The organism is Stenotrophomonas sp. YJH_SMC_69 (assembly GCF_059370495.1).
Genome location: NZ_JCAFTS010000008.1, coordinates 120492 through 146473 on the forward strand (window position 1 = coordinate 120492; position 25982 = coordinate 146473).

At 68.0% G+C, this 25982-nt stretch carries 22 protein-coding genes; 9 read left to right on the plus strand and 13 right to left on the minus strand.

Annotated elements, in window-relative coordinates; translation table 11 throughout:
* Nucleotides 1-43 precede the first annotated feature (43 nt).
* On the plus strand, nucleotides 44-670 hold the full coding sequence (gene pncA / locus AC5P8F_RS14880; RefSeq protein ID WP_126411607.1) for a bifunctional nicotinamidase/pyrazinamidase: 627 nt from the start codon (nucleotides 44-46) through the stop codon (nucleotides 668-670).
* Nucleotides 671-745: 75 nt separating this feature from the next.
* Here pncA and purU read toward each other — a convergent pair whose 3' ends face one another.
* Complete coding sequence (gene purU / locus AC5P8F_RS14885) at nucleotides 746-1597, minus strand: formyltetrahydrofolate deformylase (RefSeq protein ID WP_005411937.1); 852 nt, start codon at nucleotides 1595-1597, stop codon at nucleotides 746-748.
* A gap of 114 nt (nucleotides 1598-1711) precedes the next feature.
* On the opposite strand from purU, the gene AC5P8F_RS14890 reads away from it, so the two are divergent.
* Nucleotides 1712-2623 (plus strand): LysR family transcriptional regulator, encoded by a 912-nt coding sequence (locus AC5P8F_RS14890; RefSeq protein ID WP_049441881.1) that lies wholly within the window; start codon nucleotides 1712-1714, stop codon nucleotides 2621-2623.
* A 3-nt stretch (nucleotides 2624-2626) separates the two neighbouring features.
* Here AC5P8F_RS14890 and AC5P8F_RS14895 read toward each other — a convergent pair whose 3' ends face one another.
* The 3 genes from AC5P8F_RS14895 to AC5P8F_RS14905 all read right to left on the minus strand — a co-directional run bounded on the left by AC5P8F_RS14895 (nucleotide 2627) and on the right by AC5P8F_RS14905 (nucleotide 5133).
* Nucleotides 2627-3727: an NADH:flavin oxidoreductase/NADH oxidase gene (locus AC5P8F_RS14895; protein ID WP_134808415.1), complete on the minus strand. Its 1101-nt coding sequence runs from the start codon at nucleotides 3725-3727 to the stop codon at nucleotides 2627-2629.
* 141 nt (nucleotides 3728-3868) lie between these two features.
* Nucleotides 3869-4675: an NAD-dependent protein deacetylase gene (locus AC5P8F_RS14900; protein ID WP_100450898.1), complete on the minus strand. Its 807-nt coding sequence runs from the start codon at nucleotides 4673-4675 to the stop codon at nucleotides 3869-3871.
* Nucleotides 4676-4731: 56 nt separating this feature from the next.
* Nucleotides 4732-5133 (minus strand): acyl-CoA thioesterase, encoded by a 402-nt coding sequence (locus AC5P8F_RS14905; RefSeq protein WP_004153688.1) that lies wholly within the window; start codon nucleotides 5131-5133, stop codon nucleotides 4732-4734.
* 152 nt (nucleotides 5134-5285) lie between these two features.
* Between AC5P8F_RS14905 and AC5P8F_RS14910 the strand changes: the two genes are divergently transcribed.
* Entirely contained in the window at nucleotides 5286-5921 is a 636-nt protein-coding gene (locus AC5P8F_RS14910; RefSeq protein WP_032956621.1) for a LysE family translocator, read from the plus strand.
* Between the two features lie 123 nt (nucleotides 5922-6044).
* On the opposite strand, the gene AC5P8F_RS14915 is transcribed toward AC5P8F_RS14910, so the two are convergent.
* A complete protein-coding gene (locus AC5P8F_RS14915) occupies nucleotides 6045-7064 on the minus strand; it encodes a ribonucleotide-diphosphate reductase subunit beta (RefSeq protein ID WP_005420683.1) in 1020 nt (339 codons plus the stop codon).
* 144 nt (nucleotides 7065-7208) lie between these two features.
* Nucleotides 7209-9611: a ribonucleoside-diphosphate reductase subunit alpha gene (locus AC5P8F_RS14920; RefSeq protein ID WP_075076407.1), complete on the minus strand. Its 2403-nt coding sequence runs from the start codon at nucleotides 9609-9611 to the stop codon at nucleotides 7209-7211.
* 554 nt (nucleotides 9612-10165) lie between these two features.
* Here AC5P8F_RS14920 and AC5P8F_RS14925 point away from each other — a divergent pair.
* Nucleotides 10166-11002 carry a DUF2884 family protein gene (locus AC5P8F_RS14925; protein WP_032956617.1) on the plus strand — a complete coding sequence of 279 codons (837 nt, stop codon included), beginning with the start codon at nucleotides 10166-10168 and terminating at the stop codon, nucleotides 11000-11002.
* Between the two features lie 100 nt (nucleotides 11003-11102).
* On the opposite strand, the gene zapE is transcribed toward AC5P8F_RS14925, so the two are convergent.
* Together zapE and AC5P8F_RS14935 are read right to left on the minus strand one after the other, a co-directional pair.
* Nucleotides 11103-12203 (minus strand): cell division protein ZapE, encoded by a 1101-nt coding sequence (gene zapE / locus AC5P8F_RS14930; RefSeq protein WP_049441797.1) that lies wholly within the window; start codon nucleotides 12201-12203, stop codon nucleotides 11103-11105.
* Nucleotides 12200-12871: an alpha/beta hydrolase gene (locus AC5P8F_RS14935; protein ID WP_014645576.1), complete on the minus strand. Its 672-nt coding sequence runs from the start codon at nucleotides 12869-12871 to the stop codon at nucleotides 12200-12202. Before AC5P8F_RS14935 ends, zapE begins: the two co-directional genes overlap by 4 nt.
* Before the next feature lie 43 nt (nucleotides 12872-12914).
* Between AC5P8F_RS14935 and AC5P8F_RS14940 the strand changes: the two genes are divergently transcribed.
* Nucleotides 12915-13772: an EamA/RhaT family transporter gene (locus AC5P8F_RS14940; protein WP_126411603.1), complete on the plus strand. Its 858-nt coding sequence runs from the start codon at nucleotides 12915-12917 to the stop codon at nucleotides 13770-13772.
* A 122-nt stretch (nucleotides 13773-13894) separates the two neighbouring features.
* Here the strand turns inward: AC5P8F_RS14940 and AC5P8F_RS14945 are convergent, their stop codons facing one another.
* From AC5P8F_RS14945 to AC5P8F_RS14955, 3 genes are all read right to left on the minus strand, one after another.
* Nucleotides 13895-15340 (minus strand): ExeM/NucH family extracellular endonuclease, encoded by a 1446-nt coding sequence (locus tag AC5P8F_RS14945; RefSeq protein ID WP_049441793.1) that lies wholly within the window; start codon nucleotides 15338-15340, stop codon nucleotides 13895-13897.
* Between the two features lie 208 nt (nucleotides 15341-15548).
* Nucleotides 15549-16067 (minus strand): c-type cytochrome, encoded by a 519-nt coding sequence (locus tag AC5P8F_RS14950; RefSeq protein ID WP_495228468.1) that lies wholly within the window; start codon nucleotides 16065-16067, stop codon nucleotides 15549-15551.
* A gap of 208 nt (nucleotides 16068-16275) precedes the next feature.
* Nucleotides 16276-16893: a TetR/AcrR family transcriptional regulator gene (locus tag AC5P8F_RS14955; RefSeq protein WP_014645572.1), complete on the minus strand. Its 618-nt coding sequence runs from the start codon at nucleotides 16891-16893 to the stop codon at nucleotides 16276-16278.
* A 159-nt stretch (nucleotides 16894-17052) separates the two neighbouring features.
* Between AC5P8F_RS14955 and AC5P8F_RS14960 the strand changes: the two genes are divergently transcribed.
* Genes AC5P8F_RS14960 through AC5P8F_RS14970 form a run of 3 tightly spaced genes read left to right on the plus strand, consistent with a single transcriptional unit; the run spans nucleotide 17053 to nucleotide 21861 of the window.
* Nucleotides 17053-18216, plus strand: a complete 1164-nt coding sequence (locus AC5P8F_RS14960; protein ID WP_014645571.1) for an isovaleryl-CoA dehydrogenase — start codon at nucleotides 17053-17055, stop codon at nucleotides 18214-18216.
* A 10-nt stretch (nucleotides 18217-18226) separates the two neighbouring features.
* Nucleotides 18227-19837 (plus strand): carboxyl transferase domain-containing protein, encoded by a 1611-nt coding sequence (locus tag AC5P8F_RS14965; RefSeq protein WP_014645570.1) that lies wholly within the window; start codon nucleotides 18227-18229, stop codon nucleotides 19835-19837.
* Nucleotides 19838-19845: 8 nt separating this feature from the next.
* Entirely contained in the window at nucleotides 19846-21861 is a 2016-nt protein-coding gene (locus AC5P8F_RS14970; protein WP_495228470.1) for an acetyl/propionyl/methylcrotonyl-CoA carboxylase subunit alpha, read from the plus strand.
* Between the two features lie 19 nt (nucleotides 21862-21880).
* Here AC5P8F_RS14970 and AC5P8F_RS14975 read toward each other — a convergent pair whose 3' ends face one another.
* The gene (locus AC5P8F_RS14975) at nucleotides 21881-23047 is read right to left on the minus strand and encodes a putative peptide maturation dehydrogenase (protein WP_046427993.1); all 1167 of its coding nucleotides are present in this window, start codon (nucleotides 23045-23047) and stop codon (nucleotides 21881-21883) included.
* 138 nt (nucleotides 23048-23185) lie between these two features.
* Between AC5P8F_RS14975 and AC5P8F_RS14980 the strand changes: the two genes are divergently transcribed.
* Nucleotides 23186-23479: an NHLP-related RiPP peptide gene (locus tag AC5P8F_RS14980; RefSeq protein WP_014645567.1), complete on the plus strand. Its 294-nt coding sequence runs from the start codon at nucleotides 23186-23188 to the stop codon at nucleotides 23477-23479.
* 7 nt (nucleotides 23480-23486) lie between these two features.
* On the opposite strand, the gene AC5P8F_RS14985 is transcribed toward AC5P8F_RS14980, so the two are convergent.
* The gene (locus tag AC5P8F_RS14985) at nucleotides 23487-25976 is read right to left on the minus strand and encodes a putative peptide modification system cyclase (protein ID WP_180834779.1); all 2490 of its coding nucleotides are present in this window, start codon (nucleotides 25974-25976) and stop codon (nucleotides 23487-23489) included.
* Nucleotides 25977-25982 lie beyond the last annotated feature (6 nt).

Consider the following 25982-nt stretch of genomic DNA (forward strand, 5'->3'; position numbering starts at 1 on the left):
GGGCGGCCACGCTGGTCGCCCCTTCTGTTGTAGCGGAACTGCCATGACCGCCCTGCCCGCCGATGTCGCCCTGCTGGTGATCGACCTGCAGCCGGACTTCATGCCCGGTGGCGCCTTGGCCTGCGACCAGGGCGATGCGCTGGTGGCACCGATCGCCGATCTGCTGGCGCAGCGCCGCTACCGCACCGTGGTGGCGACCCAGGACTGGCACCCGGCCGACCATGCCTCGTTCGCCAGCCAGCACCCCGGCCAACGCCCGTTCGAGACCATCCTGCTGCACGCGCAGCCGCAGACCCTGTGGCCGGACCACTGCGTGCAGGGCAGCGCCGGTGCCGCGCTGCACCCGGGCGTGGACTGGACCGTGGCCGACCTGATCCTGCGCAAGGGCACGCGCCAACAGGTGGATTCGTACAGCGCCTTCCGCGAGAACCATGGCCCCGATGGCGAGCGCCCGGCCACCGGCCTGGCCGGCTGGCTGCACGAGCGCCGCATCCGCGAAGTGCACGTGTGCGGCCTGGCCCGCGATTACTGCGTGCTGTGGAGCGCGCAGGACGCGGTGAAGTCCGGCTTCCGGGTGAAGTTCCTGTGGGACCTGACCCGGCCGGTGACCGAAGCCAACGACGCGATGGTGCGCGATGCGCTGGGCAAGGCGGGGATCGCAATCGCCTGACCCACGACGGTAGTGCCGGATCACATCCGTGGGTAGCGCCGGGCCATGCCCGGCGGACCTGGAAGGGGCAGCACGTTACCGGAACACCACCGTGCGATGCCCGTTGAGCAGGATGCGGTGCTCCACATGGCGGCGCACGGCGCGTGCCAGCACCAGCGATTCGGTATCGCTGCCCAGCCGCACCAGCTCGCGCGGCGCCATGGCGTGATCCACGCGGGCCACGTCCTGTTCGATGATCGGTCCTTCGTCCAGATCCTCGGTGACGTAGTGCGCGGTGGCGCCGATGATCTTGACCCCGCGCGCGTGTGCCTGGTGGTACGGCTGCGCGCCCTTGAAGCTGGGCAGGAAGCTGTGGTGGATGTTGATCGCACGCCCGGCCAGCGCGCGGCACAGCGTGGGTGACAGGATCTGCATGTAGCGTGCCAGCACCACCAGGTCGATGCGCTCGCGCTCGACCAGGTCGATGATCTGCTGCTCCTGCACCGCACGCGTATCGGCGGTCACCGGCAGGTGGTGGAACGGTACCTGGTAGGACGCGGCCAATGGCGCGAAGTCGGCGTGGTTGGAGGCCACCGCGGCAATGTCGACCTTCAGCTGGCCGCTGTGGGCGCGGAACAGCAGGTCGTTGAGGCAGTGCCCCTGCTTGCTGACCAGCACCAGCAGGCGTGCCCGGCGGCGGCCATCATGCAGCTGCCAGTCCATGCCGAAGCCTTCGGCAAGCGTGGCCATCGCGGCGTGCACGGTCTCCAGCGGCAGGCCGGCGTCACGGTCGAAATGCACGCGCAGAAAGAAGCGGCCGCTTTCCTCATCGCCGAACTGCTGGGCGTCGAGGATGTTGCAGCCGTGGTCGAACAGCAGGCCGGACACGCGGTAGACGATGCCGGTACGGTCGGGGCAGGACAGGGTGAGGATGGAATCGGGGCGCATCGCCACAGTGTAGGGCAGCTTCCTGCCCAGCAGCCGGATGATCACCGATGCAACCGAACCGCTTGGTTCAGTCCCAAGCGATACTTGGCCATCACCGTGGCAAGCTGGTCGGTCATGAACCTGTTGCAACTGATCCGCAGCTTCACCCGCACCGCAGAGACCGGCAGCATTGCCGCCGCGGCCCGCATCCTTGGCATCAGCGCCACCGCAGTCGGCCAGAACATCAACCGGCTGGAAGCGCATCTGGGCGTACGGCTGCTGAACCGGAGTACGCGCCAGCTGGCGCTCAGCGAGGCCGGCGCGCTGTACCTGGCGCAGGTCCGCCACATCGAGGCCGACCTGGCGCGCGCGCAGGCGATGGTCACCTCCGGTGATATCGAACCGGCCGGGCCGCTGCGCATCGCCAGCAGCAGCGCGTTCGGCCGCCACGTGCTGGCCCCGTTGCTGCCGTCACTGCAGCAACGCTACCCGCAGCTGCAGCTGGAACTGCGGCTGACCGACCGCGCCGTGCAGCATGGTCCAGAGGCGGTGGATGCCAGCATCCGCATCGGCGCGCAGCTGGAAGACGGCGTGGTCGCACGGCAGCTGGCACGCGTGCCGTTCGTGTTCTGCGCCTCGCCGGCCTACCTGAAGGCCCATGGCACCCCGCAGGAACCATCGGATCTGGGCAGCCATCGCGGGCTGCTGCACCGCTTCCCCACCGATGGCCGGCCGTTGCGCTGGGGCCTGCTGAAGGACGGCCAGCGTGTGGACGCCGTGCTACCGCCGAGCATGGTCTGCGATGACATCGATGCGCTGGCGTCGCTGGCGGCGGCCGGTGCCGGCATCACGCGATTGGCTGCGTTCGTGGCCGAGCCCTACCTGCGCGATGGACGCCTGCAGGCCGTGTTCGGCGCCGACAGCACGTGGCGTCCGGAGCCGATGGAGGTCTATTTCTGCGTCAGCGATCGCCGCGACTTCACCGCCAAGATCCGCGCGCTGTTCGAGCACCTGCGGGCCGGCATGGCGCCGGCCTGGCGGGTGTGAGCCTCAGCGCGCCTTGAACACGCCGCGCGCATCGCGCGGCTCGCAGCGCAGGTACTGCGGCGCCGGTTCCACGCTGTCGCGCAATGCGGCGGCGGCATGCCACGGCCAGCGCGGGTCGTAGAGGATGCCGCGCGCCAGGGCCACGGCATCGGCGTGGCGATGGCGCAGGATCGATTCGGCCTGCTCCGGTTCGGTGATCATGCCCACGGCGATCACCGGCATGCGCACCTTGGCCTTGATCGCCGCCGCGAACGGCACCTGGTAACCGGGGCCGACGGTGATCTTCTGGCGCTCGTCCAGGCCGCCACTGGAGACATGCAGGAAATTGCAGCCGCGCGCGTCCAGCACCTGGGCCAGTGCTTCGCTCTGCACCAGGTCCCAGCCACCCTCGACCCAGTCGCTGGCGGAAATGCGCACGCCCACGGCGACCTTGTCGGACACCGCCGCGCGTACCGCGTCGAACACTTCCACCAGCAGGCGCAGGCGGTTCGGCAGCGACCCACCGTAACCATCGGTGCGGCGGTTGCTCAGCGGCGACAGGAACTGGTGCAGCAGGTAACCGTGCGCGGCATGCAGCTCGATCAGCTCGAAGCCCAGGCGCTCGGCGCGCACCGCACTGGCAGCGAAGGCGGCGATGACCTCGGCGATGCCGGCTTCGTCCAGTTCCTGCGGTGCCGGATCGGCGGCATGGAACGGCAGCGGCGACGGCGCCACGGTGGCCCAGCCACGCGCATCGCCGGCCGGCAACTGGCCACTCCCGTCCCACGGGCGGGCGGTGGATGCCTTGCGGCCGGCATGGCCCAGCTGGATGCCCAGCGGCATCGGCGACCAGCGGCGGACGCTGGCCAGCACCTGTGCCAGCGCGGCCTCGGTGCCGTCATCCCACAGGCCCAGGTCGGCCCAGCTGATGCGGCCGCGCGGCTCGACCGCGGTGGCTTCCAGGATCAACAGGCCGGCGCCGGACTGCGCCAGGTTGCCCAGGTGCATGGCGTGCCAGTCGCTGGCGCGGCCGTCTTCGGCGGAGTACTGGCACATCGGCGCGATGACGATGCGGTTGGACAGGGTCAGGGGGCCGAACGAGATCGGCGAAAACAGCTGGCTCAAGGGGGTGATGAACGACGTAGGGGGTGTGTATTGCACCGCTGCGCGGCTTCTGGATCAACCGTCTGGATGGATCGCTGTTTCGCAGCCGATCATGCCGCCGAGCGCCGAACAACCCCTTGTAAAGCCGAGCCCACGCTCGGCTCAGCCCGCCACCCAACCGGACAAGGCTTCAGCGCAGTCCCGCTCATCCTTGAACAACAGCAGGTCGTCGGCACGGGTGCGGCCGCGGTTCAGCGCCGCCACCGGCAATCCTGCCTTCGCCGCCGCCTGCACGAAGCGGAAGCCGGAATAGACCATCAGTGACGAGCCCACCACCAGCACCGCATCGGCCTGCTGCAGATGATCGTGCACCGCCGCCACCCGCTCGCGCGGCACGTTCTCGCCGAAGAACACCACGTCCGGCTTCAGCACGCCGCCGCAGTGCGGGCAATCGGGCACCACGAATGTGGAGAAATCGGTCTCCAGGTCGGCATCACCGTCGGGGGCGATGCCGGCCTCCAGCGCGTCCCAGCCGGGATTGGCGTCCAGCAGCCGCTGCTGGAAATCCTCGCGGCCACTGCGGCGCTCGCAGCCCATGCAGCGCACCAGATCCAGGCGGCCATGCAGGTCGATCACGTTGCGGCTGCCGGCGCGCTGGTGCAGGCCGTCCACGTTCTGGGTCAACAGCACCTGCAGCTTGCCGCGGCTTTCCAGGGCGGCCAGGGCCTGGTGGGTGCCGTTGGGCCGGGCCAGGCCGAAGCGCGGCCAGCCCAGCAGGCTGCGCGCCCAGTAACGCTGGCGGGTGGTCGCCTCGCCCATGAAGGCCTGGTAGGTCACCGGCGGCGTGCGTTTCCACTGGCCGTCGGCGTCCCGGTAATCGGGTATGCCCGAGGCGGTGCTGCAACCCGCGCCGGTCAGCACGAACAGGCGCTCGGCGCGGTCGATGAAGTCGGTCAGTGGCAGGGTCATGGCTGCCAGATGGGGGCGCCGCAGTGCCCCCGCAAGCACCGGTTCAGCCGGTGGTCTCAGGCGGCCGGCAGCGGCGGCACCGCGATCGGGTGGCCTTCCTCGTCCAGCGCGATCATCACGAAGTGGCCGCGGGTGCACAGCTTGCGCTCGCCGCTGTGCAGGTCCTCGGCGACCAGTTCCACCTCGACCTTCATCGAGCTGCGGCCGACTTCGACGATGCGGCCGATGGTTTCCACCATCTGGCCGATGCGGATCGGCAGCTTGAAGTCGACCTGGTCGCTGCGCGCGGTCACCACGGTGCGGCGCGAATAGCGGGCGGCGGCCAGGAACGCGGCCTTGTCCATCCATGCCAATGCCTGGCCACCGAACAGGGTGCCCAGGTGGTTGGTGTGGTTGGGGAAGACGATTTCAGCCATGCGCACTTCGGTGGGCGGCACGGTCTCGGGGATCGGGGTCATGGGGGTGCTTCGGTGTGGGGTGCTGCGGATTCTAAGCGACCGGCGTGATGGCCATCGGCATGCACGTGCAACGGTCACCCGGCAGCGGTGCCTGCGCAGGCCGCGCCTGCGGCAGGCGTTACACTGCGCCACGCCCACTGCCAGGACTGCCCATGCCCGCCACTTCCGACCTGCTGGCCTTTGCGCTGGTTTCGCTGGCCATGGTGCTCACGCCCGGGCCGAACATGATCTACGTCATCTCGCGCTCGATCTGCCAGGGGCCGATGGCTGGCCTGATCTCGCTGGGCGGGGTGGCGCTGGGCTTTGTGTTCTACATGCTGTGTGCGGCACTGGGCATCACCGCCCTGCTGATGACCGTGCCGTTCGCCTACGACGCGCTGCGCATCGGCGGCGCGCTGTACCTGCTGTACCTGGCCTGGCAGGCGCTCAGGCCCGGCGGCCGTTCGCCGTTCGCGGTGCGCGACCTGCCGCAGGACAGCCCGCGCAAGCTGTTCACGATGGGCTTCCTGACCAATCTGCTGAACCCGAAGGTGGCGGTGATGTACCTGTCGCTGCTGCCGCAGTTCCTGCACCCGGACGGCGAAGGCAGCGTGCTGATGCAGTCGATCGTGCTGGGCTCCACCCAGATCCTGGTCAGCGTCAGCGTGAACGGCATGATCGCGCTGACCGCCGGCAGCATCGCCGGCTTCCTGGCCGCGCGCCCCACCTGGCAGATGGTGCAGCGCTGGCTGATGGGCACGGTGCTGGCCGGGCTGGCGGTGCGCATGGCGGTGGAAGGGCGGCGCTGATTGTAGAGTCGAGCCATGCTCGACTTTCTTGCGAGCAGCAGTCGAGCGTGGCTCGACGCTACGGAAACAAAAAACCCCGGCATTGGCCGGGGTTCTTCGTTGCGGCAGGCCTGGCCGGTTCGATCAGAAGTTCATGTCGAAGGCGACTTCGCCCTGAACGCCGACCTGGTAGGCCGAGACGCGGCGTTCGAAGAAGTTGGTCAGCTCCTGCACGTCCTGCAGTTCCATGAACGGCAGCGGGTTGCGCACGTTGTACTTCTTTTCCATGCCCAGCTTGGCGAAGTGCTGGTCGGCGCAGTGCTGCAGGTACTGGCGCATGTCGCGGGTCGAGATGCCGGCCACGCCACCGGACAGCACGTCCTCGGCGAACTGCACTTCGCATTCGATGGCTTCGGCCAGCATGTCGTAGACCTGCTGCTTCATCTCGTCGTCGAACAGGTCCGGCTCTTCCTCACGCACCACGCGCACCGACTCGAACGCAAACTCCATGTGCGCGCTCTCGTCGCGGAACACCCAGTTGGTGCCCGAGGCCAGGCCCGGCAGCAGGCCGCGCGAACGGAAGTAGTACACGTAGGCGAACGCAGCGAAGAAGAACAGGCCTTCGATGCAGGCGGCAAAGCAGATCTGGTTGAGCAGGAACTGGCGGCGCTGTTCGCGGGTCTCGATGCGGGTCAGGTCCTGGATCGAGTCGATCCACTTGAAGCAGAAATCGGCCTTCTTCTTGATCGAGTCGATGTTCTCCACCGCCGAGAACGCCTTGGCGCGCTCTTCCGGATCCGGCAGGTAGTTGTCCAGCAGGGTCAGGTAGAACTGCACGTGCAGTGCTTCCTCATACAGCTGGCGCGACAGGTACATGCGCGCTTCGGGCGCATTCAAGTGCTGGTACAGGTTCAGCACCAGGTTGTTGGACACGATCGAATCGCCGGTGGCGAAGAACGCGACCAGGCGGTGGATCAGGTGGCGCTCACCCGGCGACATCTTGCTGTGCAGGTCGGTGATGTCGATCTGGAAGTTGATCTCTTCCACCGTCCAGGTGTTCTTGATCGCATTCCGGTACATGTCATAGAACTGCGGGTAGCGCATCGGGCGCAGGGTCAGTTCAAAACCGGGATCGAGCAGCATCTGCTTGGGCTTGTCGGCCATGGGTGTTTCCTTGAATTCCTGGGTGAGCCGCCGGGCGTGGCCCGGCGCTACCGTGGGTGTTTTTCCGCAGCCGAGCATGGCTCGGCTCTACAGGTGCGAGGTGTTCGAGTGCCGACCAACGGTCGGCACCCACCGCGCGGTGTCTTACTGGCAGGCCTCGCAGGCTTCCGGGTTTTCCAGCGAGCAGGCGATGGCTTCGTCCGGGCTGAACACCTTGGCCGGGGCCGCAGCGCTGACCGTGGTCTTGGCGATCTTGGTGGCCGGGCGCGAACGCAGGTAGTAGGTGGTCTTGATGCCCTGCTTCCAGGCGTACATGTACATGGAGGACATCGCGCCGATGTTCGGGCTTTCCATGAACAGGTTGAGCGAGGCCGACTGGTCGATGAAGGCGCCACGCTCGGCGGCCATGTCGATCAGCGAACGCATCGGCAGTTCCCACGCGGTGCGGTAGACCTCGCGCAGCGTTTCCGGAATCTGTGCAACGCCGGCGATGGAGCCTTCGGCCAGCTTGATGGCATCGCGCATGTCGGCGGTCCACAGGCCCAGCTTCTTCAGCTCGTTGACCAGGTAGCGGTTGACCTGCAGGAAGTCACCGGACAGGGTCTCGCGCTTGAACAGGTTGGACACCTGCGGCTCGACGCACTCGTAGCAGCCGGCGATCGAGGCGATGGTCGCGGTCGGGGCGATCGCGATCATCAGCGAGTTGCGCAGGCCGTGTTCCTTGATGCGGGCGCGCAGGGCATCCCAGCGCGCGGTGTCTTCCGGCACCACGTTCCAGGCGTCGAACTGCAGTTCGCCACCGGCGGCACGGGTGTCGTTGAACGACGGGTGCTTGCCACGTTCCTGGGCCAGCTCGCAGGAGGTTTCCAGCGCGTGGAAGTAGATCGCTTCGGCAATCTTCTTCGACAGGGCGCGGGCTTCGGCGCTGTCGAACGGCAGGCGCTTGCGGAAGAACACGTCCTGCAGGCCCATGCAGCCCAGGCCGACCGGACGCCAGCGCAGGTTGGCGCGGCGGGCGGTTTCGATCGGGTAGAAGTTCAGGTCGATGACGCGGTCGAGCTGGCGCACGGCCAGGCGAACGGTCTCGGCCAGCTTGTCGAAGTCGAACTCGTTGTGCTCGTCGAAGTGGTTGCCCAGGTTGATCGAACCCAGGTTGCACACGGCGGTTTCATCGTTGGAAGTGACTTCCAGGATTTCGGTGCACAGGTTGGACAGGTGGATCACGTTGCCCGGGCGCAGGGTCTGGTTGCTGGCGCGGTTGCACTTGTCCTTGAAGGTCATCCAGCCGTTGCCGGTCTCGGCCAGGGTACGCATCATGCGGGCATACAGCTTGCGCGCGGAGATGGTGCGGTTGGCCTTGCCCTGGGCTTCGGCCTGCAGGTAGGCCTGCTCGAAGGCTTCGCCGAACAGGTCGGTGAACTCCGGCACGACGCGCGGATCGAACAGCGACCATTCCTGGTCGGCTTCGACGCGCTTCATGAACAGGTCCGGCACCCAGTTGGCCAGGTTCAGGTTGTGCGCACGACGGGCTTCGTCACCGGTGTTGTCGCGCAGCTCGAGGAAGTCTTCGATGTCGGCGTGCCAGGTTTCCAGGTACACGCAGGCCGCGCCCTTGCGCTTGCCGCCCTGGTTCACTGCGGCCACCGACGAATCCATGGTCTTCAGCCACGGCACGATGCCGTTGGAATGGCCGTTGGTCGACTTGATCAGCGAACCACGCGAACGCACGCGGGTGTAGCTGACGCCGATGCCGCCGGAGAACTTCGACAGCTGGGCGATGTCGCCGTACTTGGAATAGATCGATTCCAGCGAGTCCTGCGGCGAGTCCAGCAGGAAGCACGAGGACAGCTGCTCGTGGGTGGTGCCGGAATTGAACAGGGTCGGGCTGGACGGCAGGTAGTCCAGGTTGCCCATGCGCTTGTACAGCGCCAGGGTCTCGGACACGTCCTCGCTCAGCGCGCTGGCGATGCGCAGGAAGAACTGCTGCGGGGTCTCGATCACCTTGCGGGTGTGCGGGTGGCGCAGCAGGTAACGGTCGTACAGGGTACGCAGGCCGAAGTAATCGAAGTTCAGGTCCAGCGAGATGTCGATGGCATCGTTGAGCTTGCGTGCGTTGGTCTGCACGAAGTTCAGCAGGCGGTCGTTGATCAGGCCGACTTCATGGCCACGGCTGACCGACTGCGAGAAGGCGTAGATTTCCTGGCCCGAGACTTCCTTGGCGATGTAGTTGGCCAGCAGGCGCGCGGCGAGACGGCCGTACTCGGGCTCTTCACCGATCAGCAGGGCGGCGGTGCGGATGGACAGTTCGTCCAGCTCGCGGGTGGTGGCACCGTTGTACAGGCCGGAAATGGTGCGGGTGGCCACGCGCATCGGGTCGACGGCGTGCAGGCCTTCGGAGGAACGCTGCACCGCACGCACGATCTTGTTCAGGTCCACCAGTTCGGTGGTCCCATTGCGCTTGGTAACACTCATCGCGTTGGCCGTCGGCGGCGACGTCAACAGGAATTCGCTTTCCTTCTCGATGGTGGCGCTGGATTCGGTGCTCACGGCGTGTGTCCTCTTGGCGTGATTTGGGGGTGCTCGATGCATCGGGTGACGCGGCCCGGGACATGACAGCCCAGGATGGCAGGACGGCGTCGCAGGGGATGAGACCCTGCGCCTGCCACTGCCGTTGACGATCGCGGATGGGTACCCCGGGGCAACCCCTGGAATGGGGGTTGCTGCGACCGACGGCCACAAGATAGTGGGGGTAATGGGGTCCGTCAACGCCAAATGTAGTGAAATTCGGCAATCCCTTGCGCCGCAAGGATCGTGCCATCGGCGCCCTGATCAGACGCTTCAGACCTGCCGGAACGGGCTGCGCAGTCAAGTCCGAAAGGCGTCATTGCGGTGGCACAACGCACCGCGAAAACGGAACAATGACAGCTTCACATGACAGTGATGAAACTGGCTAGGGACAACCCTGTGGATAGGTGGTGGGCAGCCGGTGGGAAAGCCGGTATGGCCGGACGAATCGCCATCGCGCAGTGACTTTCGGCGGGTGACGGCGCCTGCCGAACGCGGGATGCTGGGGTCCTGCAATGACCGGAAAGGATTCCACCATGCGCCTGTCAGCACCCGCCTTGGCCCTGCTGGCTGCTGTGGTCACCGTACCTGCAATTGCCGCTGACACCCCGAAGCTGCGCGCGGACCAGTGCGGTATCCACACCGACTATGACGTGCTGGTGGACAGCGGTGGCATCTGGCTGCGGCATGGCCCGCAGGCACCGCACGAGGTGGTGTTCCACGATGGCGTGCTGAGCCTGGACGACACGGTCGTGCCGGTCAGCGAGGCCGACGCGGCCCGCCTTCGGCAGATGGAGGCCGGGGCACGGCAGCTGATGCCGGCCGCCACGGCGCTGGCCCATGAAGTGAGCGGACTGAGCTTCGACGTGCTCGACGGGGTCTATGAAAGCCTCACCGGTACCGCCAACAGCCGCAAGGTCCGGCGCCTGCGCCGGCAGGCCGATGACTGGATCGGCGGCACGCTGGGCAAGGGCTACTGGGAACAGGCTGTGTTCGGGCCAGGCTTCGAGGCCAAGGTGCAGGACATGGCCGAGTCGCTGTCCGCCTCCATCGCCCGCAGCATGCTGTGGCAGATCTTCACCGGACGCAGCGATGCGATGGAGGCACGCGCCGACCGTCTGGACGCGCAGATGGAACAGCAGCTGGAAGGCCGCGCCGAACGCATCGAGGCCCAAGCACAGTCGCTGTGCCCGCTGGTGCAGTCGCTGGCCGACACCCATGACGCGCTGGAAGTGCGCTACCAAGGCCAACCGCTGCGGCTGCTGGAGCGCAGCGAGAGCGTTCGGGTGGAGCACGGCGATGGCTCGGGCCTGCAGGTGTCGGCCGGGCCGGATGAGCGGCCGCGTGGGAATGCGGTGGCGCCTTCCCGATAGCTGCGCGGCGCTGCTGTAGAGCCGAGCCCATGCTCGGCTCCCTTTCGGCACATCATCCAGAAGCAGCCGAGCGTGGGCTCGGCTCTACAGTAAACCGCCCTCACGCCCGGTGCGGGGTACCCAGGTACTCGGCGCTCTGCATCTCGATCAGGCGCGAGGCGGTGCGTTCGAACGCGCCCTGCAGGCGCTGGCCGGTGTACAGCTCGATCGGCGAGGTGCTGGCGGTGCAGACCAGGTTGACGTGGCGGTCGTACAGCTCGTCGATCAGGTTGACGAAGCGGCGCGCGGCATCCTCATTCAAGCGGTCGAAGGCGGGAATGCCGCCCAGCAGCACCGTGTTGAACTCGTGCGCGATCTCGATGTAATCCGAGGGCCCGCGCGGGCCTTCGCACAGCGCGGCGAAATCGAACCAGGCAATGCTCTTGCCGCGGCCACGCACCGGGATCTTGCGGCCCTCGATCTCGATGTTGCCGGGCTTGGCCGGCTGGCCGCCGCTCAGCTCGTTCCAGCGCGTGGCCAGCCAGTCGTCGCTGTCGGCCGCCAGCGGTGCGCGGTATACCGGCGAGCGGGTCAGCGCGCGCATCCGGTAATCCTCGGTACCTTCGGCGTACAGCTCCACGCAGAAGCGCTGCAGCAGGCCGATGGCCGGCAGGAAGCTCTCGCGCTGCAGGCCGTTGAGGTACAGGTTCTCCACTGCGGTGTTGGAGGTGGTGACCAGGGTCACGCCCTCGGCGAACAGGCGCTCGAGCAGCCGCGCCAGCAGCATCGCATCGCCGATGTCGGTGACGAAGAACTCGTCCAGCACCAGCACGCGCAGGTTGCTGCGCCATTCCTGGGCGATCTTCGCCAGCGGGTCGCTCTGGCCCTGGTGCTCGCGCAGGCGCTCATGGACGCTGCGCATGAAGCGGTGGAAATGGGTGCGGTACTTCTGCTTGATCGGCAGCCCGTCGTAGAACAGGTCGACCAGGAAGGTCTTGCCACGGCCGACGCCGCCCCAGAAGTACAGGCCCTTGATCGGCTCGGGCTTCTTCCAGAACGAAGACAGGCGGTCCAGCCAGCCATCCTCGGCACTGTCCAGCAGGCCCAGGTGGATGCGGTCCAGCTCGGCCAGCGCCGCATGCTGGGCCGGATCGTTCTGCCAGTCGCCACGGGCAACCCCTTCCGCATACCGCTGCGACGGGGTCAGCTCGGGTGCACTCATGCCGCCGCGCCCAGCCAGTGCTTGACGCCGTGGGTCAGCGCGCCGCGCAGGTCGATCAGCTTGCGGTGGAAGAAGTGGCTGGTCTCGGGCATGCGTACCAGCTCATGCGGGGCGTCCAGCGTGTCCAGCCACTGGTAGACGGCCTGCGGGTCGACGATCTCGTCCTGCTCGCCCTGGATCACCAGCCAGCGCGCCGGCGGCGCGATGCCGTCGAAATCCCAGCGACCGGCCGGCGGCGCGATCGAGATCAGCGCTTCCGGCTGCAGCGTGGCGGCGGCCTTCAGCGACACGAACGCACCGAAGCTGAAACCGGCCAGCCACAGGCGGTCGTCCGGGCGCTGGCTGCGCACCCAGGCCGCGACGGCCTTCAGGTCATCCTGCTCGCCCACGCCGCCATCGAAGGTGCCAGCCGAACCACCCACGCTGCGGAAGTTGAAGCGCACCGTGGCGATGCCCAGCTCGCGCAGGGTGGAGGCGGTCATGGTGACCACCTTGTTGTGCAGGGTGCCACCTTCGGTGGACAGCGGATGGCAGACGATGGCCACGATCGGCTGCACCGGCACATCGGCCTTGGGCAGGTCGACGACCACTTCCAGCGGGCCGGCCGGGCCGTCCAGTTCGAGGCAGGCGGTTTCGCCGGGGGCGACGGGGAACAAGGGCTTGTGCATGGCACCATGATACCGTCCCCCGCCCCTGCCCTGTGCCCGCCCCATGCTCTATCTGTCACTGGCCGTGATCTGCAGTGTGCTGGTTTCGGTGTTGTTGAAGGTGGCCGCACGCCGCCAGCTGGATGTTGCGCAGATGGTCACCTGGAACTATCTGGTGGCGGCAACGCTCACCGCCGTGGTGCTGCAGCCACCGCTGGATGCTCTGCGCGCGCCGCGTGCGCCGTGGCCGTCACTGCTGGCGCTGGCGGTGGTGCTGCCCTCGATCTTCCTGGTACTGGGCCGCGCGGTGGCGGTGGCCGGCATCGTCCGCAGCGACGTGGCGCAGCGGCTGTCGTTGCTGCTTTCCCTGGCCGCCGCCTTCCTGTGCTTCGGCCAGACCGCAACGCCCTGGAAACTGGCCGGCCTGGGCCTGGGCCTGCTGGCGATGGTGGCCATCAGCCTGCGCCCGCGCGGCCCGGCGGTGGCGTCCTCACCCGGCGGCTGGGGCTGGCTGCTGGGCGTATGGGCCGGATTCGCAGTGGTGGACGTGCTGCTCAAGCAGGTGGCGCTGTCCGGCACGCCGTCGATGGCGGCGGTGCTGGCCAGTTTCAGCGTCGCCTTCGTGCTGATGCTGGCAGTGCAGCTGTGGCGGCATACGCGTGGCCGCAGCCGGCTGGCCTGGCGCAACCTGGGCGCGGGCGCGCTGCTGGGCCTGCTCAATGGCGGCAACATCCTCTTCTATGTACACGCGCACCAGGCGATGCCGGACAGCCCGGCCACCGTGTTCGCCGGCATGAACATCGGGGTGGTGGTCTTGGGCGCGCTGGTGGGTGTGCTCGCCTTCGGCGAGGCCACCACGAAGTGGAACCGCGCCGGCCTGGCACTGGCGGTGCTGGCGATCGGGATGATCGCCTGGGGGTGAGCGATACCCGGGGTCGGATCCCATTCCCACGGAATGGGCTCTGACCCCTACGCCTCAGACCCCGCGATGCCTTGGGTCAGAGCCCATTCCGTGGGAATGGGATCCGACCCCGGCCTGGCGCGTTACTTGTCGAAGCCCAGCAGCAGCGGGTCGTGGTCGGAGCTGCGCCACGGGCCCTGCACGTTGCGGCCCTGGTAGCCGCTGGCGTCCTGCTCGTCGGCGTTGCTGTGCCATTCGGCGGCACCGCGCAGGCGCCTGGCCATGCCCGGGTTCAGCAGGGCGTGGTCGAGGCGGCCGGTGTAGCCGTTGTAGACGTAGCTGTAGGGATGCTCGACCTTGGCAACCTTGAACGCGTCCTGCCAGCCCAGATCATGCAGGGCGCGGATCGGGTCTTCCATCGCGTAGGCATTGAAGTCACCCAGCAGCACCGCGTCCCTGGCGCCGGTACCGGTCGGATCGGTCTGCAGCCAGGCGTGCAGCTGCTGCGCCGACGTCACACGGGTGGCGTTCCAGCAGCCCTGATTGTCGTTGCGATCGGCGTCGGCACCGGCCGCGTCACGGCAACCCTTCGATTTGAAATGGTTGGCAACCACCACGAACGGCGCGCCCTGCTTGCCCTGGAAGGCCTGCGCCAACGGTACGCGGCTGTGCTCGACGAACGGGCCGCCGGTCAGCGTGGCCGGCTTGCCGACCGGCTGCAGGCGCGTGCTTCGGTAGATGATCCCGACCCGGATCGGGTTGTCGCCGGGGCCGTTGCCGGCGTCGACGAAGCGCCAGTCGCCCTGCGCGCCGCGGTCGCGGTTGAGCGCATCGACCAGTTCGGCGATGGCCGACTGCGGGCCGTAGCCGTCGTTCTCCAGTTCCATCAGCGCAGCGACATCGGCGCCCAACGCATTGACCGTGGTGACCAGCTTGGCGAGCTGCGCCTTGTGCTCGTCCAGCGTGCGCGCGCCGCGCAGCGTCGGGAAGCCACCGCCCTGGCCGTCACCATTGAAGAAATTCTCCAGGTTGAAGGCGGCCACGTGCAGGCTTCCCGGCACCGTGGGTACTGCCGGGCGCTTCAGTTCCGGCAGCTTCAGCGCGCCTTCGACCTGCAGGCGCGGATGGCCCTGCGCGTCCACGCGCACGATGCCCTCCACATTGCGCAGTTGCATGCCGGTGCGCAGCACCGGGTTGCCCGGCAGGTAGGGCACGCTGGCGGGGTCGCGGGCATCGCTGCCATCCTCCAGCACCAGGCGGCGGCGCTGGTTGTCGGCCATCACCTGCTCATAGCCGGCAGTGCCCGGCGCGGCCACTTCGGTCGGCTGCCAGAGGCGGCCATCGAACGCCACCGTGAGCTGGCCGAAGTGCTGCAGGCCATCGGTACCGGCCAGGGTAAGCGGCGCGGCGATGCGCACGCGCTGCCCATCCAGCGCGCGCCAGTCGGCCGGCGCAGCGGTCAGCACCACAGTGGCGCTGCCGCGCGCGACGGAGGGCGGCGCGACCGGCGTGGCCTGCGGCTGGGCCTGGGCAAAGGCGCCGGCCGGCAGCAGCAGGGACAGGGCAAGGGCGAGGGAACGGCGGCGCATCAACGGGCGACTCCATGGAAGAGGCGCACAGACTAACCCTGAAATGCGAAACCCCGCCTGCGCAGCGGGGGCATATGAGCGATCAGGCCTCGGTGGGCAAAGCCGGGGGATCGTAGAGCCGAGCCCATGCTCGGCTGCACCTGGCCACACCGCGCGGAGAGCAGCCGAGCGCGGGCTCGGCTCTACAGGAAGCGGCGCGTTGCGGCGGTTACTTCAGGTTGCCCAGCATCCAGTCCACGGTGGCGTGGATCTGTTCTTCGGTCAGCGCCGGGTTGCCGCCCTTGGGCGGCATGATCCCGCCGTCGGGGCCGGTATAGCCCTCGATGGCGTGCTTGTAGAGGGTGTCCTTGCCCTGCGCGATGCGCTTGTCCCAATGCGAATGGTCCAGCGTCGGTGCCATGCCCACACCGTTGGTGTGGCAGGCGGTGCACAGGTTGTCGAAGATCACCTTGCCATCCTTGGTGCCGCCGTAGGCCACCTGCGACCCCGCCTTGGCCAGCGCGGCGGCCTTGGCCGCGGCCTGCGCGGCGGCGCCGGTGCTGCCGGCATAGACCGCGCCGGTGGGCGAAATGCGCTGTTCGGTGCGCTTGGCCGCAGTGGGCGACACCTCGGGCGGAATCCGGGTGTGGATGTAGGCGGCAAGGAGGATGAGGCCGAGGGTGATGGTCGCCAGCAGCGCGATCACCATGGAGAAGCGTTTCAGGAACTCCAGATCGTAATTCCGCACTCTTCGTTACCCCTGGCTGATAGTCGTTGGACCACGGCTGAGCGACTGCGTGATGGACCGAGTATAGAACGCGCCTTGCGTGCGACAACAGGCGTCACTGCTGGTGCGGCGCAACATGCCGGGGGCTGGGGTCGGGGATGGGGTCAGATCCCTTTTGCGCCGCAAAAGGGATCTGACCCCAGCAACAGAAGCCGGCCAGCGGCCGGCGCTACCGGATTACCGGGGCACCGATCGCGCGCAGGCAGAAGCTGCAGATCGCATCCACCAGCGCGTCTTCGTCGCGGTGCGCTTCGCGGCTGGGCGCGGTCGGACCGACCATCGCTTCGGTGAAGGCGCCGACCAGGCACGCGGCGGCCACATGCGCGTCCTGCGCCGGCAGCTCACCGGCGGCCACGCCTTCCTCCACCAGCCGCAGGAACACGTCGCCGAACGCGCGACGTCCGCGCATGCGCTCGGCCTCCACGTCCGGATCGACCGGTTCGACGATGAAGGCGTGCGCCAGCCCCGGCCCGGCCAGGGCGCGGCGGACGAAGGCGGTGATTGCCAGCCGCAGGCGCTCGCTGGCCACCTCCGGACCGCTGGCGATGCGCTCCATGATCGCGACCTCGTGGGCCACCGCGGCGTTGAGCACCTCCACGAACAGCTCGGCCTTGGACGGGAAGTGGCGATAGATCAGGCCGGTGGACACCCCCGCCTGGGTCGCCACGGCGGTCACCGGGGCGTTGCGCCAGCCGCCGGTGGCGACCAGCTCGCGGGTGGCCAGCAGGATCCGTTCACGGGCGCCCGCCAGGCGTTCTTCCATCAATGCAGAGCGTTTATAGGCCATGTTCTGATTCTAGTTTCAATTTTTGAATTCGTATTCACTTCTTATCCGAACCCCGCTACGCTGGGGCCATCGCCCGTGCGGGTGGCGGTCCTGCCGACCGCCGCCCGCTCCCCCGCCGGGTGCGTCCATTCCCTGCCATCCCGCCGTGGAGCCACCACAATGCACGTGCCATCCCTGAACTTCGATCTTGGCGAAGACATCGACCTGCTGCGCCAGAGCGTGGCCCATTTTGCCGCCGCCGAGGTCGCACCGCTGGCCGCCGAGGCTGATGCCAGCAACCAGTTCCCGCTGGCCCTGTGGCCGAAGCTGGGCGAACAGGGCCTGCTCGGCCTCACCGTGGAAGAAGAATACGGTGGTACCGGCATGGGCTACCTGGCCCACGTGGTGGCGATGGAAGAAATCTCGCGCGCCTCCGGCGGCATCGGCCTGTCCTATGGCGCGCACTCCAACCTGTGCGTGAACCAGCTGCGCAAGAACGGCAACGAAGAACAGAAGCAGCGCTTCCTGCCCGGCCTGTGCAACGGCAGCCTGGTCGGCGCGCTGGCGATGAGCGAACCGGGTGCCGGTTCGGATGTGGTGTCGATGAAGCTGCGCGCCGACAAGCGCGGCGACCGCTACGTGCTCAACGGCAACAAGATGTGGATCACCAACGGCCCGGATGCCGACGTGCTGGTGGTCTACGCCAAGACCGACATGGAGGCCGGTGCCAAGGGCATCACCGCGTTCCTGGTCGAGAAGGGCATGAAGGGCTTCTCCACCGCGCAGAAGCTGGACAAGCTCGGCATGCGCTCCTCGCCCACCTGCGAGCTGGTGTTCCAGGACTGCGAGATTCCCGAAGAGAACGTGCTGGGCCAGGTCGGCGGTGGCGTGCGCGTACTGATGTCCGGCCTGGACTACGAGCGCGTGGTGCTGTCCGGTGGCCCGCTGGGCCTGATGGCCGCGGCCATGGACGTGGTCATGCCCTATGTGCACGAGCGCCACCAGTTCGGCGAACCGATCGGCAGCTTCCAGCTGATCCAGGCCAAGATCGCCGACATGTACGTGGGCCTGGGTGCCTGCCGCGCGTATGTCTATGCCGTGGCGCGCGCCTGCGACCAGGGCCGCACCACCCGCCAGGACGCCGCCGGTGCGATCCTGTACGCCGCCGAGAAGGCCACCTGGCTGACCGGCCAGGCGATCCAGATCCTCGGCGGCAATGGCTACATCAACGAATACCCGACCGGCCGCTTGTGGCGCGACGCCAAGCTGTATGAAATCGGCGCCGGCACCTCGGAGATCCGCCGCATGCTGATCGGCCGCGAACTGTTCCAGCGCACCCTGTAAGGCCACCGCGATGACCGTCCTGAACAGCCAGCTGCAACCGGGCAGCGAAACGTTTGAAAGCAACCGCGCGGCCATGCAGGCCGTAGTCGACGACCTGCATGCCACCCTCGCGCGCACCGCGCTGGGTGGCAGTGAGGCGGCACGCGCCAAGCACACCGCGCGCGGCAAGCTGCTGGTGCGCGACCGCATCGACGCCCTGCTCGACCCCGGCAGCGCCTTCCTGGAAATCGCGCCGTTGGCCGCGCACGGCATGTATGAAGACGCCGTGCCCGCCGCGGGCGTGGTGGCCGGCATCGGCCGGGTGAGCGGCGTGGAATGCGTGATCGTGGCCAACGACGCCACGGTCAAGGGCGGCACCTATTACCCGATGACGGTGAAGAAGCACCTGCGCGCGCAGGAGATCGCCGAGCAGAACCACCTGCCGTGCATCTACCTGGTCGATTCCGGTGGCGCGTTCCTGCCGCTGCAGGACGAAGTCTTCCCCGACCGCGACCATTTCGGCCGCATCTTCTACAACCAGGCCAACCTGTCGGCGCAGGGCATTCCGCAGATCGCCTGCGTGATGGGCAGCTGCACCGCCGGTGGCGCCTATGTGCCGGCGATGAGCGACGAGACCGTGATCGTGCGCGAGCAGGGCACGATCTTCCTCGGCGGCCCGCCGCTGGTGAAGGCGGCCACCGGTGAAGTGGTCACGGCCGAGGAACTGGGTGGCGCCGACGTGCACACCCGCATCTCCGGCGTGGCCGACCACATGGCCGACAACGATCTGCAGGCACTGGCACGGGTGCGCGCGATCATCGCCCAGCTCAACTGGCGCAAGCCGGAACCGGCGATGGCGGTGCGGCCCCCTGAAGCGCCATTGCTGCCGGCCCATGAGCTGTATGGCGTGATCCCGGCCGATACGCGCAAGCCCTACGACGTTCGCGAAGTGATCGCGCGGCTGGTGGATGGCTCGCGCTTCGACGAGTTCAAGCCGCGCTACGGCGCAACGCTGGTGACCGGTTTCGCCCATCTGAACGGCTACCCGATCGGCATCATCGCCAACAACGGGATCCTGTTCTCCGAGTCGGCCCTGAAGGGCGCGCACTTCATCGAGCTGTGCACCCAGCGCAACATCCCGCTGGTGTTCCTGCAGAACATCACCGGCTTCATGGTCGGCCGCAAGTACGAACAGGGCGGCATCGCCAAGGACGGCGCCAAGCTGGTGATGGCGGTGGCCTGTGCCAGGGTGCCCAAGTTCACCGTGGTGATCGGCGGCTCGTTCGGTGCCGGCAACTACGGCATGTGTGGCCGTGCGTACTCGCCGAACTTCCTGTGGATGTGGCCGAACGCGCGCATCGGCGTGATGGGCGGCGAGCAGGCCGCCAGTGTGCTGGCCACGGTCAAGCGCGATGGCATTGAAGCCAAGGGCGGCCAGTGGCCGGCGGCGGAAGAGGATGCCTTCAAGGCACCGATCCGCGACCAGTTCGAACAGCAGGGCCACCCGTACTACGCCAGCGCGCGCCTGTGGGACGACGGCGTGATCGATCCGGCCGACACCCGCCAGGTGCTGGCGCTGGCGCTGTCGGCCAGCCTCAACGCCGCCCCGCAGCAGACGCGCTTCGGCGTGTTCCGCATGTGACCCGTGCCATGACCGAGCACGCTCCTATGAAGCACGTTGCCATGTTCAGCAAAGTCCTGATCGCCAACCGCGGCGAAATCGCCTGCCGCGTCATCGCCACCTGCCGCCGCCTCGGCATCGCCACCGTGGCGGTGTATTCCGATGCCGACCGCAACGCACGCCACGTGCGCCTGGCCGACGAAGCCGTCCACATCGGCCCGGCCGCCGCACGCGAGAGCTACCTGCGTGGCGATGCCCTGCTTGACGCCGCGCGCGCTACCGGCGCACAGGCCATCCACCCCGGTTACGGCTTCCTGTCCGAGAATGCCGACTTCGCCGATGCCTGTGCCGCCGCCGGCATCACCTTCATCGGGCCACCGCCCAGCGCCATCCGCGCGATGGGTGACAAGAGCGCGGCCAAGGCGCTGATGGCCAAGGCCGGTGTGCCGCTGACGCCGGGTTACCACGGTGACCAGCAGGCGCCGGACTTCCTGCGCGCGCAGGCCGATGGCATCGGCTACCCGGTGCTGATCAAGGCCAGCGCCGGTGGCGGTGGCAAGGGCATGCGCAAGGTCGAACGCAGCGAGGACTTCGTCGATGCGCTGGCCAGCTGCCAGCGCGAGGCGGCCTCGGCGTTCGGCAACGACCACGTGCTGGTCGAGAAGTACGTCGAGCGCCCGCGCCATATCGAGATCCAGGTGTTCGGTGACAGCCACGGTGAGGCGGTCTACCTGTTCGAGCGCGACTGCTCGGTGCAGCGCCGCCACCAGAAGGTGCTGGAAGAAGCACCCGCGCCGGGCATGAGCGCGGAACGTCGTGCTGCAATGGGCAAGGCCGCGGTCGATGCCGCACGCGCAGTGGGCTATGAGGGTGCGGGCACGGTGGAATTCATCGCCGGCCCGGACGGCGATTTCTACTTCATGGAAATGAACACCCGCCTGCAGGTCGAGCACCCGGTCACCGAATACATCACCGGCACCGACCTGGTGGAGTGGCAGCTGCGCGTGGCTTCGGGCCAACCGCTGCCGCTGCGCCAGGACCAGCTGGCCATCCATGGCCACGCGATCGAAGCGCGGCTGTACGCCGAGGATGCCGACCGTGGCTTCCTGCCCTCCACCGGCACCCTGCGCCGCCTGCGCCTGCCGGCAGCGTCGGCCAACGTGCGCGTCGATACCGGCGTGGAGGAAGGTGACAGCATCACCCCGTACTACGATCCGATGATCGCCAAGCTGATCGTCTGGGACGTGGACCGCGACGCCGCGCTGCGCCGCATGAGCCAGGCCCTGGCCGACTGCCAGGTGGTGGGCGTGACCACCAACGCCGGCTTCCTGCGCCGCCTGGTGAATACCGATTCGTTCGCGCACGCCAGGCTGGATACGGCGCTGATCGAACGCGAACAGGCGGCATTGAGTGCCGTGGGCGACGCGGGTGTGGACCTGTGGCTGCTGGCCGCCGTGGCCGCGGTGGCAAGCACGGCGCCCGCCAGCACCGACGTGCGCGATCCGCATTCGCCGTGGCGGTCACAGGATGGCTGGCGCCTCGGTGCGTCCGCGCCGCGCGTAGTGCCGCTGCAGCAGGGCGAACGCAAGCACACGCTGAAGGTGTGGGCGCAGGCCGATGGCTGGCGCGTGCAGTGCGATGACGCTGCACCGGTGCGGGTGATCGGCACGGCCGATGTGCACGGACTGACGGTGCAGCTGGGCGAGCGCCGCGGGTCGCTGCAGCTGCTGCGCGACGGTAACCAGCTGTACCTGTTCGGCGCCGACGGCCAGCACCGCTTCACCCTGCATGATCCAGTGGGTGAATCGGACCACGCCGTGGCCGACGCCGGCAGCCTGCTGGCACCCATGCCGGGCAGGATCGTGGCCACGCTGGTCGCGGCCGGTACCGAGGTCAAGCGCGGCACGCCGCTGGTGGTGCTGGAAGCGATGAAGATGGAGCACACCCTGCAGGCACCGGCCGATGGCACGGTGAAGGGTTACCGTGCCAAGGCCGGCGACCAGGTCGGCGACGGCGCGGTGCTGGTGGACTTCGAGGCGACCTGATCGCCGGGGCGACGGCCGCTCAGCGGTCGTCGCCCGTCGCCACCCGCCCGGCCGGATCGAATTCGGCCGTGTCCAGCGTGGCACTGCGCCAGCCCAGGCCACAGATGGCCATCGCGCTCTGGCCGATGCCATCGAACCCAAAAGCACGATCGACATCGGCATCGTTGATCGCCGCTGTCACGAATGCTGCCAGCCCGCGCTCGGTGGCGCACAGGTACAGCAACTGCGAAATGTGGCCCACGTCCAGCGTCACCGCACGGTGCGCCTTGGCATGGTTGCGATACTTCCAGAAGCAGCGGTCATAACGCGGTGCCAGTACCAGCAGCGCTGGCGCATCGGCGAACCACGCCTGCCCGGACAGCATCCGCCGCGCCATCGCAGGCAACGCCTGCGGCGGTGGCGAGGGCAGCGGCAGCACGGCGTGCTGCACCGGATGATAGTGGTACAAGCCCGGTGCCAATCCTTCCACGTTCTGCACCAGCAGGAAGCCCTCGGTGGGATGCAGGCCGCCACCGGAAGGCACGTTCTTCTTCAGGAACTCGGTATCGCGCTCGACCTTCTGCACCGCGTGCGCCATCAACGTCCGCTGCAGCACCTGGGCCAGCAGTGGCAGCGGCAACGCGCGCTGCGGGTCGAAATTGCGGCAGGTGGTGCGACGCGCCAGCAGTGCATCGAACGCGGCCTCTTCGCTGCGCGGCAGCGGCTGGTAGTCGCCCTGCATCGGCTGCACCACCGGCGGTGGCGGCCCCAGGCGCTGGCGCAGGCCGGCCGCGGTGTCCAACCCCTGCCGGCGCATGTCCTCCACGCTGTCCACGGCCTGCCAGCGCGCATGGCGATGGGCCAGCGCAGCCAATGGCCACCACTGGCTGCGCCGCAGCGCCTCGTCGCGCATCTGGTGCCCCACCTCGCTCGGTGGGTCGGTCAACAGCAGGCCCTGTTCGACCAGGCGGGCCAGCATGGCCGGGCAGGCATCGGCGGGCGGTTCGCTCCAGCGGTGCGCGCTGAGCCCGCCCAGCAGCTGGCGCTCCTCGGCGTCCACCGGCAGTGGCTGGTCCAGGTGGGCGGCCAGCGCCACCCAGCTGATCTGGCTGTCCATCTCGGCGTGGCCGGCCAGCATCGCGCGCAGGTCCAGGGTGACCGCCTCGCGAGGCTCGAACATCAGGCTGGCGCAGCGGCGCAGGCGCATCGGTTTCCTTCCTTGTGCCGCACAGCCGGCATAGCAGCAACGACCGCAGCGCGGCCAACTTTAGCGACGTGCACAGCGCGGCCCTCAATGGCGGGCTGTCGCGGCCGATACGAGTAGCTCCACCTACGGACAATCCCCATGAGCCATCCCCGTCTTTCCGCCGCCGACGCCAGCACCCTGCTGGACCACCTGATCGGCAGCGAAGCGTTCCGCAGCCACTTCACCGCTTCGCCGGCCAAGGCCCTGGCCTCGATCGGGCTGGACGGTGCCGTTGGCGAAAACGACTGCATGAAGATCGGCACCCTGGCCTCGGTCGAGGAGCTGAGCCGCACCCGTGATTCGCTGCATGCGTACCTGAGTACCTCGACCGCCTCGATGACCGTGGTGTTCTGCTTCGAAGCCGACCGCATCGACGAGCGCGTCAACGCCTGAGTCCGCATCAGCGCGACACTCGCACCGACGTCGCCTCGGTGGCGATGTCGTGCACATTCAGGGGTTGCCAGACCTGCATGGACGCCACCTCGGCAATGGCCTGGCCGTGGTGCCGGGCCAGCCAGGCCTGCTCGCGACGCACGCCGGCAGTGTCCTGCTCGGCACGCAGTGCCTGCAGCAGCACAACGTGGGCCTGCACAGGTTCGCTGCCATCAAAGGTGGGCTCGAGCAGATGGCGTGCCGCCCGCGGACGCTGTTGCGCCAGTTCGGCCATCGCCAACACAACCCGACGCCACTTGCCCACCACAGGGCTGCGCTGCCGCTCCAGCAGTTCGCCATGGTCGCGCAGCCACTCTGCGGCCAGCGCATGCTGGCCCTGGCGCTGGGCCAGATAAGTCAGGGCCAGCAGCTGCAGGCTGCGGCTGCCCACGGCGGAGTCGTCGTTGTTCCGCAGCAGCGGCCGCAGCACGGCGGCAATGGATTCAAGCTCCTTCGCATCGCCGGCCGTGCACAGCGTGGTCACGGTGGCGTGCTGCAGGCGTTGATGGATCTGGTAGTCGATCAGATCCGGTGCTGGACCGTCCGCAGCAATCGCGGCATGCAAACTGCTGCAATCACGCTGCTCCGCAGCCACCAGCAGGTGGGCCCGCAGGCGCATGCGCTGTTGCAGGTCGTCCCCCCGCGGCAACCGCATCAACAGCTGCTGCGCCTGTGCATCCAGGCCCTGCGCAACCAGCACGTCCACATCCAGGTCGTCGGCCTCGTCATTGCCGCGCAGCATCCGTGCCTGGCGCAAGGTGCGCATTGCCTGCTGCGGCTGGCCGAGGCCCAGCTGTGCCCGCGCCAGATGGATGGTCGGATACAGCCGCAACGGGTCCTGAGGCACCGTCGCGGCGCGCGCATAGGGCTCGGCCTCGGTGAAGCGATTGTCCTGCAGCAACCCCCAGGAGGTATTGGACAGCCCAGCAAACGAATCCGGATAGATCTTGGCCAGTGCACGCCACTGTTCCAGCGGCCAGCCACCGGGTTCCAGTTCGGCCTGCCAGCCCTTCAGGTACAGGCGCTCACGCGCGGGCAGGCGCTGCTGCTGGGCCAGCGCGTGCTCCAGCGCGTCACGCGCGTCCGCGACCTGCGCGGTGCGCGCATGCAGCTTGGCCACGCCCATGTAGGCCAAGGCAAAACCGGGATCGATGTCGATCGCGGCCTGGTAGAGGTTGCGTGCTTCTTCGAAGCGACGCTGACCCAGTGCGCTCTCGGCCAGCGCGAACGCACGCAGTGCGCGCAGGTCCTGGGTCGAGGCGCGCGGCAGCGGCAGGGATTGCTCCAGGCTGGCCACCGACTCGCCCAGTCCGCGACGCAGGCGACCGACCACGTCGTCCACGGCGAACACCATCTGGTCGGATCGATCGGCGGTGGCGGTGAAGGTCTGGATCACCTGGCCACTGCCCGGTGCGGCAACATCGATGGCCAGCTCGTAGCCACCGATCTTCTGCCGCACGGTCGGCAGCAGCACCGCGCGCGCGCCCTCCCGCACCGCCACATCGACCGCGGTATCGCGGTTGAGCCGGGTATCGCCCGAGAGCCGCGCCATTTCCAGGCTTTCGCGGATCTTGCCTTCCGACAGCACGTTCACGTAGCGCGACTGTTCCAGCGCGATCCGGATCGCGTGCCGCATCGAGTCATCGAAGATCGGATCGCCGGTGAGGTTGTCGACATCGCCAAGCACCACCCAGTCACGTTCGGCGAAGGCAATGGCCGGCTCCGACCGCAGCAGCAGCCAGCCGCCCAGCACGGCCGCGGCAAGGATCAGGCCTTCGGCGGCCAGCACCAGCGGTTGCCGCCACAGCGGCAGGTCGCGGCGCGCCTTGGCGTTGGCGCGCGGCATGCGCAGCGGCGCCGAACCGATCTCGCCCACTTCGATCACTTCCTGCACCACCGGCACGCCCTTGAAGCGCCAGCGCCCGTGCGATTTCCACAGCAGGCGCGTGCCACGCTCGCCCAGTGCATCGGTGGCACGGCGGGTCAGCGATTCGGCCACCGCCGACAGCAGGATCTGGCCGGGGCGGGCCAGCATCATCAGGCGCGCCGCCATCGGCTTGGCCAGGCCTTCCACCTCCATCGACTTGGCACCGGCACGGACCGCCTCGGTACTGTTCTCCCAGGTCAGCACGTCGCCCACGTGCAGGCCGGCGCGCGCGCGCAGTTCAATCGCGCGCTGCTGGCCCAGCGCGTGCAGTTCGCGCTGGTAGTCCAGGGCGAAGCCCAGTGCGTCGACGGCGCGCTCGAACAGCATGAACAAGCCATCGGAGCGATCGATCAGCTGGCCGTTCCAGCGCTGCTGCAGCACCAGTACCAGGCGATCGTGTTCCTGGAACAGGCTTGCCGCCGCCACATCGCCGATCCGCTCGACCAGCTGCAGCGAATCACACAGATCGGTGAACAGCAGGGCGCGCAGCTGTGGGCTATGCGGGGCTGACGTTCCGTTGTCGCCATTCATCGCCTG